9 protein-coding genes are annotated in these 13,215 nt (G+C 45.4%); 5 read left to right on the top strand and 4 right to left on the bottom strand.

Annotated elements, in window-relative coordinates; translation table 11 throughout:
• Nucleotides 1-135: 135 nt before the first annotated feature.
• On the top strand, nucleotides 136-774 hold the full coding sequence (locus tag VP98_RS06140) for a serine/threonine protein kinase (RefSeq protein ID WP_046174460.1): 639 nt from the start codon (nucleotides 136-138) through the stop codon (nucleotides 772-774).
• Between the two features lie 23 nt (nucleotides 775-797).
• Here the strand turns inward: VP98_RS06140 and VP98_RS06135 are convergent, their stop codons facing one another.
• Nucleotides 798-1,922: a M20 peptidase aminoacylase family protein gene (locus tag VP98_RS06135; RefSeq protein WP_046174459.1), complete on the bottom strand. Its 1,125-nt coding sequence runs from the start codon at nucleotides 1,920-1,922 to the stop codon at nucleotides 798-800.
• Between the two features lie 78 nt (nucleotides 1,923-2,000).
• Nucleotides 2,001-3,143 (bottom strand): MFS transporter, encoded by a 1,143-nt coding sequence (locus tag VP98_RS06130; RefSeq protein WP_046174458.1) that lies wholly within the window; start codon nucleotides 3,141-3,143, stop codon nucleotides 2,001-2,003.
• 229 nt (nucleotides 3,144-3,372) lie between these two features.
• On the opposite strand from VP98_RS06130, the gene VP98_RS06125 reads away from it, so the two are divergent.
• The 3 genes from VP98_RS06125 (at nucleotide 3,373) to VP98_RS06115 (ending at nucleotide 7,829) form a co-directional block, all read left to right on the top strand.
• The gene (locus tag VP98_RS06125) at nucleotides 3,373-3,795 is read left to right on the top strand and encodes a hypothetical protein (protein ID WP_046174457.1); all 423 of its coding nucleotides are present in this window, start codon (nucleotides 3,373-3,375) and stop codon (nucleotides 3,793-3,795) included.
• A gap of 453 nt (nucleotides 3,796-4,248) precedes the next feature.
• Nucleotides 4,249-6,246, top strand: coding sequence for a penicillin-binding transpeptidase domain-containing protein (locus VP98_RS06120; protein WP_046174456.1), 1,998 nt, complete (start codon nucleotides 4,249-4,251; stop codon nucleotides 6,244-6,246).
• Between the two features lie 143 nt (nucleotides 6,247-6,389).
• Nucleotides 6,390-7,829 carry a peptidoglycan endopeptidase gene (locus tag VP98_RS06115; RefSeq protein WP_046174455.1) on the top strand — a complete coding sequence of 480 codons (1,440 nt, stop codon included), beginning with the start codon at nucleotides 6,390-6,392 and terminating at the stop codon, nucleotides 7,827-7,829.
• A gap of 769 nt (nucleotides 7,830-8,598) precedes the next feature.
• Here the strand turns inward: VP98_RS06115 and VP98_RS06105 are convergent.
• Nucleotides 8,599-9,498, bottom strand: coding sequence for an accessory Sec system S-layer assembly protein (locus tag VP98_RS06105; protein WP_046174453.1), 900 nt, complete (start codon nucleotides 9,496-9,498; stop codon nucleotides 8,599-8,601).
• 3 nt (nucleotides 9,499-9,501) lie between these two features.
• Nucleotides 9,502-11,853 carry an accessory Sec system translocase SecA2 gene (gene secA2, locus VP98_RS06100; RefSeq protein ID WP_046174452.1) on the bottom strand — a complete coding sequence of 784 codons (2,352 nt, stop codon included), beginning with the start codon at nucleotides 11,851-11,853 and terminating at the stop codon, nucleotides 9,502-9,504.
• A gap of 252 nt (nucleotides 11,854-12,105) precedes the next feature.
• On the opposite strand from secA2, the gene VP98_RS06095 reads away from it, so the two are divergent.
• Nucleotides 12,106-13,173 carry a glycosyltransferase family 4 protein gene (locus VP98_RS06095; RefSeq protein WP_046174451.1) on the top strand — a complete coding sequence of 356 codons (1,068 nt, stop codon included), beginning with the start codon at nucleotides 12,106-12,108 and terminating at the stop codon, nucleotides 13,171-13,173.
• Nucleotides 13,174-13,215 lie beyond the last annotated feature (42 nt).

Raw genomic sequence — 13,215 nt, 5'->3', positions numbered from 1 at the left:
GCTTCAATTTTTTTAAGGAGGCAGAGGCATTGATTGAAAAAAAGGCGGTAAGATCGGGAAGACTAGATAAACAAATGAATCGTTTTTGGTCTCCCGGGCGTATATAATAGAAGAAAGCAGAAAAGAGGAATGAGCATGAAGCGGTATAAGCATCTCGCAGAAAGTGTTCGATTCAAGCGGCAGGGAGGACACTGGCGGCCACTCGCCGATAATGAAAAGCTGGTATTTGCCGGAGAGGGAAGAAGTGCAGCTGTATTCCGCATTGAAGGAACGGAGAAGGCGCTTAAAGTGTTTTATCCCGATAAGGTTCATATCGCAAAAGAAGAAGCTGATATTTACCGTCTTCTTTCGGGAATCTCTCACTTTCCGGCTCTGCATGAGTCAGGAGGCACGTATATTGTTATTGACTGGGTAGAAGGAAAAACCTTTTTTCAATGTCTCGAGGAAGGAATTGATATTTCTGCCCGGCATATTCAGGAAGCTGACTACGCTCTTTCAGCCGCCAGGAAACGAGGACTCAATCCTTCTGATGTTCATTTGCGAAACATCATGATTACAGAGGCAGGAAGCGTTATGATTATCGATGTTGCCCGTTTTCGCCAGACAAAGGACTGCATGAATTGGGAAGATATTAAAGCGGCGTATTCGACGTATTACACAAAGCCTTTCTTTCCAAAAAGATGGCCAAAATATCTTTTGAATATGATCGGTATTTTATACAAAAAACGGTTATTGCCGGTTCACCGGCCGGATCACGCGAAAAACCCGCAGTAGACTCATGTCACTGCGGATTTTCTTTATCCGTCTTTTAAGGCATGCTTTACACTGGCAGCCAATGTTTCAGCGCCAATTTTAATAATTCGCCTGTCAAACGTCATATAGGGGTGGTGCAGTCCGGGAGTAAGGCCCGAGCCAAGCCCCATCATGCATGCTTTGATGTGCGGGCGTTTAATGGTATAAAAATGAAAGTCATCGCTGCCGGATGTGATAAGCGGTTCAGCCAGCGCTTCTTTGCCGCATACCTCAATAATCCCTTTGCGTAAAAAGGCTTCTGCATCTTCAGATACTTCCGCAGCGGGAGTGAAATCCATCCACTCGTAATCAATTTTCACTTCATACAGCAGGCTGATCTGTTCAATCTTATGCTCTACGGCTTTTTGAAGCTCCAGCAGCACTTTGTTGCGCTGGGCCCGGACATCAAGCCCGAATTTTCCAGAGCCGGGAATAATGTTTAAGCTCTGGCCGCCTGCTTCAATCCGTGTCATTTTCGCTGAATACGGTTCAAAAGGCGAAAAGTTAATCGTATTTAACTGCCGGCTTAAAGAAGACATTACTTCAATCGCATTGACTCCCTGATGAGGCCGTGCTCCATGCGCATCGTCACCGATCACTTTTCCGTTTAAAAAAGCAACAGCGCCGTGGTGAACGGATGAGGTGATTTGTCCAAAAGGAACTTCTTCAATGGGGCGAAGATGAATACCGAATAAATAATCGACATCATCGACCACGCCCTTGCTGACCATTTTCAAGGCTCCGGTGCCTGTCTCTTCCGCCGGCTGAAAGATAAACCGGACTGTTCCATCTCCGTCCGCTATTTCATCCTTTAGCGTTAAAATTGCCCCGATGACAATCGACATATGTGCATCATGCCCGCATGAGTGGTTGGCGCGAAATTCTCCATCCACCTGCTGCCACAGAGCATCAATATCAGCACGTACCGCCACTACCGGCGACCCGCTGCCGATTTCTGCAATAAGGCCGGTACAGTCATCAAATGTATAAGAGCGGATTCCTTCTTTATTCAGCAGCTCCGATATATAGGCGGTCGTTTTTGTTTCTTTCCAGCTGATTTCTGGATGTGCATGCAAATGTTCGAAAATCTCAAGAAGTCTATTTTCAAATGTCAGGTCTGTTTGAGCCATCGCAAGCCCTCCTCCAGTCATTCTTTCTATTAGTATAAGCGAAAACAATATATTTGGCTTAAAAAATACTGAAAATTCTTAGCTTTTTCCTTTTATGATTAATAAACTAATGAATACAGCCGGAAGAGCAAACACAGCCATACTTAAAAAAGCAAGGCGGGGTTCTATTTCATATAAATAGCCTGCCCCAAAAGTTAAAATTGCTGTACTTAATCCCATTCCAAGTGAAGAATATACACCCTGGGCAGCCGGGATTTCCGAAGAGTCAAATTCCTGATACAGCAGCCGGATGAACGCGTAATGGGCAAGCCCAAAAGTAAATGCATGAAATACCTGCACAAAAACATAAACGGCAACTGTCGGAAATAAAAACATGGCTGACCAGCGGAGCACAGCCGCACATGCCGCCCATGTAAACATGACGGGGACGGAAACATGGCGCAAAAACCGGTCCGCTACACTAAAGAAAATAATTTCTGCGGCAACTGCAATATTTAAGATAACACCTGTCCAGACACTGCTGACACCGAGATGCTGCAAATACAGAACGCCGTAATTATAGTAAGCAGCATGTGCTCCCTGAATCAAAATACAGATGATAAGTGCTGTTACAAACCGCCGCGAACGAAACAGCTGGCGAAGCGGAACACGCCGGAGATTTCCGCGTTCCCTGAGCACCGGAGGCATATAATAAAAAGCGGCTGCAGCCATAAACAGCAAGCTTCCAATGAGCATATATAAAATCGCTGCGTCAGTAAAAATAGCGGTTACGATACCGATAAGAAAAACGGCAGCCGTGTAGCCGATCGAGCCCCAGGATCGGCTTTTCCCGTAATGTATCTTCTCTGTTTTCATTAAAAGAGCGCCCATGCTGTCCGCCATAGGCATAATAACCGGATAAACCAGACTGAATGCCACCATAATGAGCAGAAGCGTTCCATAGCCGGAAGCTGGAATAAAGAAAAGAGAAAGAAGAGCCGCGGCAACTGTGAACCATTTTAAGAGTGTTCCAGCCGGGTATTTTGCGCTCACTGCCGGATAAAGAAAAAAGGTAGATGCAGCCCGGACAAGCAATCCGGCCGCAATGAGTGAAGAAGCTGTTTCAACGGGCAGATGTTTCTCGGAAACAAGCCAGGCATTCCAATATGGCATAAAAATGCCCCACGAAAAATAAAAAGCGAAAAACGTAATAGACAGCCAGAACTGTGAGGTGAAAATCATCTAATCTTCCTTTGTTTAGTAAGTATTTATCCATTATAACGAAAATCGAACCTTTTTGTTTAGAAAGCAGGGATTTCGAAAGACGGACATTAAAACAGGAGAAATAAAATTATTTTTTCTTAAAAATTGACAGTCATTCTTTTTATTTAGTATAAAAGTTTTGAAGGGTATTGGATAAAATTGTCGAAATAGGAAAAAAGAATGAAAAGAAGAGTAAAAGGAGAATTGGATGGAAAAACAAAAAGGGTCAATGGAGAGTTCTCTTATTTTTGTCAACGGAAGGCAAGAAGACTGCATGATTCGTTTTATGACGGTTTACCAGGATGGACTTGTTGTTGATGCCGAGTTTACAAGACGTGGAGGTCTCGAAAAAAAAGAATGGTGCCTTGGGTCAAAAGGTTCTGTGAAAATGGTTGTAGCTGAAAAAGGCTCCTGGCAGGAAATTATGATTAACTACAGTTTAGCGGAAGGCTACTTTCACTTAACAGCTGTCACTGCTCCCTCTTTATCCAGGTCAGTTGTGCTGTCAATCGCCAATCAATTTTTTATTCGCAAAGGAAAAACCACTCAATTTTTGGCGGTCCATTCTTTATTTAAGCATATGCAGCTTCAGTACGAGCGCTTTCTTCTCATCCGAATTCCCAAAATGTAAAAACAGCTTTGAAATGAGTTTTTCAGACTGGCGGCAAACGCTTGCTTTCGGCGTCACTTGCCGGCTGTGACTGCTCATGACCCACAAAAGGTCACTCGCTTCTCAGCCGGCGGTGTTCCTGGAAGAACAAACGTTTTCAATCAGCTCGCTTTCTAACTTTTTTTACACTCTCAGACTGGCGCAAAGCTGTCAGTCTTTTTTTATGCAGCGTTTTATTTCCAGAAGTGACAGGCGGCTTTTCAGAAACTTTTTTCTTTAAAGAACCGGCTTTACCAATGACGATAGTTAGATGGCCCAGACAGCTTTTTTGGAAATTCGCTGTTTACATGCGCAGGCAACCGCCTGGCATGTAATTATTCCGTTATTTTAAAACTTGTGTAAAGAAGAAAAACGATCGTAAGGGAGCCCTTTCTTTTCTGTTATACTAGTATAAATATGGAAAGGAGTGCGAGTATGAAGCGGTTTGCATTTTTTTTAACGATTGGAACAGCGGCTGTTTTGCTCGGCGGCTGCGGCGGGCCCGATGCGCCGGAAGCGGAGCTGAAAGAATATATAACGGCATGGCAGGAAGGCGATTACAATGGCATGTACGCCCATTTTACTGACGAAACAAAGTCTGCCATGACAGAGAAGCAATTTGTAGAACAGTATAAAAAAATTATGACAGATATTGAAATGGATAAGCTGGAGGTGAAGCTTCCGTCCGAGGATGACAGTAAGGAAGACAATGAACAGACAGTGCGCCTCCCATTTAGCGTAAATATGGAAACTGTCGCCGGACCGGTTTCCTTTGAAAAAGAAGCCGTTATGAAGCTGGAAGAAACAGAAGATGGGAAAGAGTGGCTTATTGACTGGGATCCTGCTTATTTACTGCCTCATTATGCGGAAGGAGATAAAGTCCGTATTCAGGCTCTTGAAGCGGAACGGGGGCGTATTTTTGACCGGAATGGCAGCTCGCTTGCTGTAAATGGCACAGCTGTTGAAATCGGCGTAAATGCCGGCGCGGTCGACGAAACAGGAAAAACGGCTCTTGCAGCCGTGCTCGGGATAGAAAAAACATTTATTGACGAGCAGTTGAGCCAGAGCTGGGTTCAGGATGGATATTTTGTGCCTCTTAAAACGGCAGCTTCGTCGGATGAGGCACTTATTCAAAAAGCAACAGCCATTAAAGGCGTGACAACCTCTTCAAAACCAGTCCGTGTTTATCCATACGGAGCCGCCGCAGCCCATTTAACCGGCTATACAGGTGAAATCAATGCAGAGGAATTAAAAGAAAACAAAGGGTATGAGCAGGGAGACCAGATTGGCAAAAGAGGGCTTGAGCAGTTATTTGAAAAGCAGTTAAAGGAAACAGATGGAGTACAGATTTTTATCGAAAAAGAGAAAGAAGAACCAGTAGTGATCGCCAAAAAGGAACCGAAAAATGGCCAGGATGTGAGCGTCACCGTTGATGCCGAAATGCAAAAAACGTTGTTTGAACAATATAAAGGAAGCGCCGGAACGGCTTCAGCAGTAGATCCTAAAACGGGTGATGTGCTGGCACTTGTTTCATCGCCATCCTTTGACCCAAATCAATTTGCGCTTGGCATTTCGGGAGAAAAATATGCAGCATTTGAGAAGGATCCAAAGCAGCCGCTGTTAAACCGGTTTGCGGCTTCTTATTCACCAGGCTCCACGATCAAGCCGATTACAGCATCTGTTGCCATGAAAGCGGGCAAATTGAACCCTTCAGAAGGCAAAACCATTACCGGGCTTCAATGGCAAAAAGACGCTTCATGGGGCAACTACCGGGTAACACGCGTAAGCGAGTCTTCAGCACCTGTTACTCTGGAGTCGGCGATTGTGGCTTCTGATAACATTTATTTCGCCATGGCGGCCCTCGATACCGGTGCAGAACAAATGAAATCCGGCCTTCAGTCATTTGGCTTCGGAGAGGACAACCCGTTTATCTACCCGCTTCGTGATTCGCAAATATCAAACAGCGGAGATTTTGATTCTGATATTTTACTTGCTGATACCGGATACGGACAGGGAGAGGTCCTAACAACGATGACCCATTTAGCCAACGTATACGGAGCATTTTTAAATAACGGCAATATTATGAAGCCGCTGCTGCTTCTTGAAGATGAATCTTCTGTCTGGAAAAAAGAAATGGTCACAGCCGAACAGGCTGCTCTTATTAAAAACGGTTTGCGCGGCGTTGTAGAGAGAGGAACCGCCCGTGCAGCAAACATAGATGGACTTGCCATTTCCGGAAAAACAGGGACAGCGGAAATAAAAGCTGAACAGGGCACCACAGGAAAAGAAAATGGTTTATTTGTTTCGTATGATGCCAATAACCCGTCATTTGTTCTGGCATTCCTTGTTGAAGATGCTGCCGGGGCAGGAGGCAGCAAGCTGGCTGTTCAAAAGGCAGGAGCCTTTTATCAAAAATGGAAGGTTTTCAATTAAAGGTAAATATAGGTTATTTGTTAGGTGTAAATAACTAAAGTGGATGAATTTACAGGAAATCTATGAAAAAACAGAGAATATAGGACGATAGAATGAGAGAATATAAGAATAAAAAGGTAAACGGAGAGTGGAGGAGCGGTTGAATGAATAAAACGGTTATTTCTTTAGCGGCGGCGGCTGTTATCTCAACAGGCGCTGCTGCGGCTGCGGAAGCTTCAGAGCTGTATACAGTAAAACAGGGAGACACGCTATTCAGCATCGCCAATCAATATAAATTGTCGGTTGTTCAGCTGAAAGAGCTGAATAATCTAGAATCCGATGCACTGTCAATTAATGACCGGCTTATCGTTCCTGAAAACAACAGTACCCCTGCCGCTAAAGCAGAGCAGACAGGCGAAGAAAGCACAGCAGCCGTGACAACGGCAGCAGCGTCTTCCTACACAGTGAAAAGCGGCGATTCGCTCGGAGCGATCGCCTCCCGCTACAAAACAAGTGTAGCAGCGCTGAAACAGCTGAATGGCTTAAATTCGGATGTGATTTATGTCGGGCAGAAGCTGAAGGTAAGCGGCAGCGCGCCAGCAGCCAGCAAGCCTTCTTCGACAGGCACGACGACGAAGACGACTTCAACAAGCACGTACACGGTGAAAAGCGGGGACTCGCTCGGAGCGATCGCCTCCCGCTATAAAACAAGTGTAGCGGCGCTGAAACAGCTGAACGGCTTGAATTCGGATGTAATCTATGTCGGACAGAAGCTGAAGGTGAGCGGCAGCGCGCCAGCAGCCAGCAAGCCTTCTTCGACAGGCACGACAACGAAGACGACTTCTACGAGCACGTATACAGTCAAAAGCGGGGATTCGCTCGGAGCGATTGCCTCCCGCTACAAAACAAGTGTCTCAGCATTAAAGCAGCTGAACGGCTTGAATTCGGACGTGATCTATGTCGGCCAGAAACTTAAAGTAAGCGGCAGTGCGGCGAATTCCACTCCGTCGGCTCCGGCCGTCAATCCAGCGACTTCTACGTCCGGTACATACGTAGTGAAAAGCGGGGATTCGTTAAGCTTGATTGCTTCCAGGCACGGTATGACCGTTGCTGCATTAAAACAAATGAACAGTTTAAAATCAGATGTTATTTTCGTAGGGCAGAAATTGAAGGTATCAGGCGGCTCCAGCACCGGGAAAACACCTGTTAAAGTGAGCAATCCCTCTTCTACCGGCGGGTACAGCACAACAAAATTAATTAGTGCAGCCAAATCCGTAATGGGAACTCCGTATGTCTGGGGCGGCGCCTCTACATCGGGTTTTGATTGCAGCGGCTTCATTTACTATGCATATAAGCAGGCAGGCAAAAGTATTACCCGGACGAACACAGAGGGCTATTACAACCGTTCATATGAAGTGTCCAGCCCGGTGGTGGGAGATCTCGTTTTTTTCAGCAACACGTACAAAAAAGGAATTTCCCATATGGGCATTTACCTTGGCGGCGGCCAATTTATTCACGCCAGCTCTTCTGCAGGCATTACGATATCAAGTTTGGATAACTCTTATTTTAAGTCAAAGTTTACAAGCTTTAAGCGTTTTTATTAACACATCCGCAGCTTTATTTATTGGTAAATAATTCACTGCGTTCCAGCAAGAAGAGATAGTAGATATGTTTGTCAAAATAACAGTTGTAAGCAGGGAAAAATATGATAAAATGAACATATAGTTTCCGTTTTGTATGTAAAATACTCGTTTTGCTAGAACGTGGTTGGTAAAAAGCTGTGAGCACCTGCCTTATACGGCAGGTGTTTTTTCTTGTTCTTAAACCAAAACTCCCTGATGGATGACTATCAGGGAGTCTCATGCTGTTTAAAAAATGGATTGTCAATCGAAATAATGCAATAAAAGTACAGCCATTCTCTGAACAATAGAAGTGGAATAAGCTTTTCTTTCGCTGTTTCCGATCACACATTTCTTTTAAAAGCAGCGTAATGGGCTGGCGGCTGCGCTTTCCGGCAGGGCGAACGCTGAAAATAGCCACCGCTTCGCGCTGCCTGTTTCAGCCCGTCCGCTCGTCCTGCGGGAGTCTTCGCCGCCAGCCCTCCGCCCGTTCTGTTTCAAAGAAAAAACAGCTATATATGAATAATAAGGCTCTCTTTCTTTTAACAGAAGAAAAACCATTTCTTGCCAGGGTCAAGCGCAGTTCTTTTGCCCTTTTTTTAAAAGGATTTATACTGTCGCTTGTTTCACTTCATAGATAACTGCTTTATACATTTTTGGTATGGAGTTCTTCAAAAACGAATGAAACGGCTCCTGGCAAATTTGTCTTTCAACATTGTAAAACTCCTTGATGGATGCCCATCAAGGAGTTTTTTTATTTTGCCACCCGGACGCTCCATTTAGAGAAGTCGGGGTTTTCTTTTTGAATAAGCGATGCCGGAAATACAAATGTCCAGGGCTTCGTTGTGTTGGCTTTTACTTCGAAATTGCCAACGTTGAATTGTCCCTGTGCCACAAGCTCGCCTGCTGCATCGAAAAGCTGCAATGGCAATTTTTCAATGTTAACATTACGGTCATATCCATTGCGGATCAGCAGCGAAATCGTTAAATTTCCATCCTCAAGCGTTGTCGCGCTTAATCCGGTAAAGTTCAGCTCGTTTTTAGCCGGATCACCGAGATTTTCAACAATTTTTTTCAAATTTTCTTTTTGTTGTTCCGGAAGTGCCTTTTCCCACTTCTCATCAAGCTCCAGCTTATGTTTGCGGGAGGTTAAATCAAAGGCAATAGACCAGTTTTCCTTGCCGAGTTCAACTTGATTATTCAGTGATTCGGAAGGGAAGAGGAAGGTCCACGGGCGGCTTGAGTCAGGCGGCAGCGAACCAAGCTCCTTCAGCTGAAAGGTATCGCGGGCCTTTAATTCTTTTTTCTCGTTTACCAGTAAAAGAGGAACCTCTCCAAGCGAAATATCCCGTTCAACCGTATTGCGGACGAAAGCGGAAACCGCAATGCCATTCGGCTGTTCGTTCCATTCGATGCCCGACAAAGAAAGCTGATTCCGCTTTAACGGCGGCAGTTCATTGCTTAAAAAGCGCAGCACGTACATTTGCTCCTGGGAAACGGTCTGCGAGGGATGAAGGGATAGGGCTGTTGTTACTTCTTCCTGGCCCGCTTCTCTTTCTTCACCTGTTACTTCACCGGCGGAGACAGCTGTTTCAAGCCCATCATTTTTTAACGTATCATCGTTTTTGCTTTTCCGTTTAAAGAAAGAAAACATAAATTAATTCTCCTTTTTCGTTAGTTCTGTCATTAAAGCGGCCGTTTTGGCAGAAATAGAGCGAATCAAGTCACGGTAAGAGGCTTGAAACAGCTGCAGGCCCTCGCGTGCATATATGCGCATTGGATCTTCCTGCTGATAATGGCGCAGGCCAATGCCTTCCTTTAAGCGGGCCATTTGTTCAAGGTGAATCGTCCAGGTACGGTCAATGTCACCGAGCATGACCCTTTTCACCAGGTCGTTCCAATCAGCTTCGTAATGCTCGTCTATCCATGATAAGTAAGGAGCAATTACCTCTTCAGTTGAGGAAATGATTTCTTTTAAATTTGACGGCTCTGCAGGCAGGGGAACTTCCCGGCCGCCGAAAATTTCCTGTAAGTGCCCCGCTAATAAGTCAACCTTCCATGAATCGGGCGGCAGGTCTTCTGAGCAGTAATAATCAATTTCTTCACGGGCAGAACGTTTAATAATGTCAATTAACCGGTCCTTTTGTGAATCATCATCAATAATCGCATTGCGCAGGCTGAAAATAACGCCCCTCTGCTCATTGATAACGTCATCAAGCTTTAAATTATATTCACGCATGGCGTAATTAGCGCCTTCTACAATGCGCTGAACCCGGTCAACAAACTCATGTATTTTTTTATTGGTGACAAGCCCGTCCCCATTTGTCTGCAGCTTTTTCTCAAGCTTGGCCAGGTCATCTTTCGCAAAGCGGCGGAACATTGTGTCTTCCAGTGAGATAAGGAATTCGCTTGCGCCCGGATCACCCTGGCGTCCCGCCCGTCCCTTTAACTGGTTGTCGATCCGGCGGCTTTCATGGCGCTCGGTGCCGAGAACGTAAAGACCTCCGAGTTCGGGCACACCCTCGCCGAGCAAAATATCTGTGCCGCGCCCGGCCATGTTGGTTGCAATGGTAATATGGCCGCGCTGGCCGGCACGGGAAATGAGCTCTACTTCCTGTTCAACACTTTTTGCATTTAGAATCTCAAAAGACAAGCCGGCTTTTTGGAAGTAGTCGGCGATTTTTTCAGACTGTAAAATAGAGGTTGTCCCTACTAAAACAGGCTGCCCGGCTGCATGGCGGCGGGCAGTTTCCGCTGTCACCGCTTGATACTTTTCTTCAGTAGTGCGGTAAATGCGGTCGGGCATGTCCACCCGCTGCACCGGCCGGTTTGTTGGTACAGGAATAACGTGCATATTGTATACATCAAGCAGTTCTTTTTCTTCTGTTTTCGCTGTACCGGTCATGCCGGATAAGAATGGATACATCCGGAAATAGTTTTGAATCGTGATGGATGCCTGTGTTTTATTTTCGTCCGTTACTTCCAGGCCTTCTTTTGCTTCAATGGCCTGGTGCAGCCCGTCGGAAAGCGTCCGGCCTTCCATTGTCCGTCCGGTAAACATATCGACAAGCAGAATCGCTCCGTCTTTCACAATATAATCTACATCCCGCTCAAACATAACATGGGCCCGGACTGCCTGAATCATATAATGATACAGTGTCTGGTGCTCAAGTTCATATAAATTGTCAATGCCAAACGCTTTTTCTACCTTCTCAATGCCGCCCTCCGTCAAACTGACGGCCTTCGTTTCATCGTCCAGATGATAATCTTCATCACGGACAAAGCGTTTGGCCACGCGTGCTCCAATATAATGAAGGTCAGCAGCCGGCGGCATCTTGCCGGCAATAATAAGAGGTGTTTTTGCTTCATCTATTAACACGCTGTCCACTTCATCAATTATAGCAAAATGGTAGGGGCGCTGGACACGCTGGGAAGGGTGCCAGACCATATTATCACGCAAGTAGTCGAAGCCGAATTCGGTTCCGACTCCATATGTAATATCTGCCTTGTAGGCTTCTTGTTTTTCTTTAGCATCCATTAAAGGAAGGTTTAATCCGACAGTCAGTCCGAGAAATTCATGAAGAGGACCGATCGTGTCACGGTCGCGCTTTGCTAAATATTCATTAACCGTAATAACATGCACGCCTTTTCCTTCAAGTGCACGCAAATAGCTTGGCAGGGAAGCAACGAGTGTTTTGCCTTCACCGGTCGCCATTTCTGCAATGTTCGCATCGGATAAAATAAGGCCTCCGATAAGCTGGACATCATAATGGCGCATGCCAAGAACGCGTTTTGCTGCTTCACGCACTACAGCAAACGCATCAATTTTTATATCATCAATAGAAGCTCCGCCGGCAAGCTGTTCTTTAAATTGGGCTGTTTTAGCCCGCAGCTGCTCATCCGTTAAAGCCTCCATTGCTGCTTCTTGTTCATTAATCGAGGCAGCTAGCTGCCGATATTCTTTTAACTGCCGGTCAGCAGCATCTTTTTTGCGAAACAATGAGACCATTTTTTTCACTCCTCAGAATACGTTCCAGGGACCCGCTTTTATACGGTTCACAAGGGCTTGATGACTGGATGCGGTGCATGCAGCTGCCCATCCTTATCTTAACAGAATACGGCATGAAAGAAAATATCGCGTCTTTTTCACGTTTATGGTGGATATAATAATGGTTTGGGATTATAATGTTGAAGTTGAGGAAAAATAAAATAATAACGTTTATATATAAACTATGCTTGTGGCCGACAGAGGGAGGATCTTATGATTGTTGCCTTTATTATCTGTGTACTGGCTTCTTTAGCCATTACACCGCTTGTGAAAAAATTTGCCATTGCGATTGGAGCCGTCGATAAACCAAACTACCGGAAAGTGCATCAGCGGATCATGCCGCGCATGGGGGGGCTGGCGATTTTTATCAGCTTCCTGATCGGTATGCTTGTCTTGCGTCCGGCTGCTCCGTATGATTTGCCGTTAATGAACCCTGCCATTATTATTGGAAGCTTTATCATTATTTTAACGGGAGTCTTCGATGACCGGTTTGAACTTTCAGCCAGGGTCAAGCTGGCCGGACAAATTGCGGCAGCGCTTGTAGTGGTTGTGTACGGTGATGTCCGCCTGGAGTTTTTTAACCTGCCGTTTGGCGGAACCATTGAATTTAACAGCTTTTTCAGCATTCCGCTGACCATTATCTGGATTGTCGCGATTACAAATGCGATTAATTTGATTGACGGGCTGGACGGGCTGGCTGCTGGTGTATCTACCATTGCATTACTGACAATCAGCTTTATGGCCTTTTTAAAAGGCGATGTGTATGTTATGAGTGTGGCGCTTATTGTGGCGGCCAGCACAATCGGGTTTTTAAAACACAATTTTCATCCCGCCAAAATTTTCATGGGGGATACGGGAGCGCTGTTTCTCGGCTATATTATTTCAGTCGTTTCATTGCTCGGTTTTAAAAACGTTACGGTTGTTTCCTTAATTATCCCAATTATTATACTCGGAGTGCCGATTTCTGATACGATTTTTGCAATTATCCGCCGGAAGCTGAACAATCAGCCGATTTCTGCGCCGGATAAGTCCCATCTGCATCATTGCCTGCTTAGGACAGGCTACACACATAAACAAACCGTTTTAATCATTTATATGATTGCTATGCTGTTTGGGCTTGCTGCTATTATTTTCTCAATGGCAACCCTCTGGGGAGCGATCATCATGATGGCGGTCATTACTGTGGCAATTGAGCTGTTCGTTGAAAGTATTGGCCTGATCAGCAACGATTACAAACCGCTGCTTAATTTTGTCAGAAGCGGTACAAAAAAAAATCTATAGCAAAAACAAAAACGCCGCTTCCGTTAGTTTATAACGGAGCGG

The organism is Domibacillus indicus, assembly GCF_000970685.1.
Lineage (GTDB): Bacteria > Bacillota > Bacilli > Bacillales > Domibacillaceae > Domibacillus > Domibacillus indicus.
This window is presented reverse-complemented; position numbering and strand designations above follow the sequence as displayed.

Bases quoted from the DNA above. Each gene is read 5' to 3' on its own strand.
- VP98_RS06140 (WP_046174460.1), top strand. From the start codon at position 136: ATGAAGCGGTATAAGCATCTCGCAGAAAGTGTTCGATTCAAGCGGCAG.
- VP98_RS06135 (WP_046174459.1), bottom strand. From the start codon at position 1,922: ATGGCTCAAACAGACCTGACATTTGAAAATAGACTTCTTGAGATTTTC.
- VP98_RS06130 (WP_046174458.1), bottom strand. From the start codon at position 3,143: ATGATTTTCACCTCACAGTTCTGGCTGTCTATTACGTTTTTCGCTTTT.
- VP98_RS06125 (WP_046174457.1), top strand. From the start codon at position 3,373: ATGGAAAAACAAAAAGGGTCAATGGAGAGTTCTCTTATTTTTGTCAAC.
- VP98_RS06120 (WP_046174456.1), top strand. From the start codon at position 4,249: ATGAAGCGGTTTGCATTTTTTTTAACGATTGGAACAGCGGCTGTTTTG.
- VP98_RS06115 (WP_046174455.1), top strand. From the start codon at position 6,390: ATGAATAAAACGGTTATTTCTTTAGCGGCGGCGGCTGTTATCTCAACA.
- VP98_RS06105 (WP_046174453.1), bottom strand. From the start codon at position 9,498: ATGTTTTCTTTCTTTAAACGGAAAAGCAAAAACGATGATACGTTAAAA.
- secA2 (WP_046174452.1), bottom strand. From the start codon at position 11,853: ATGGTCTCATTGTTTCGCAAAAAAGATGCTGCTGACCGGCAGTTAAAA.
- VP98_RS06095 (WP_046174451.1), top strand. From the start codon at position 12,106: ATGATTGTTGCCTTTATTATCTGTGTACTGGCTTCTTTAGCCATTACA.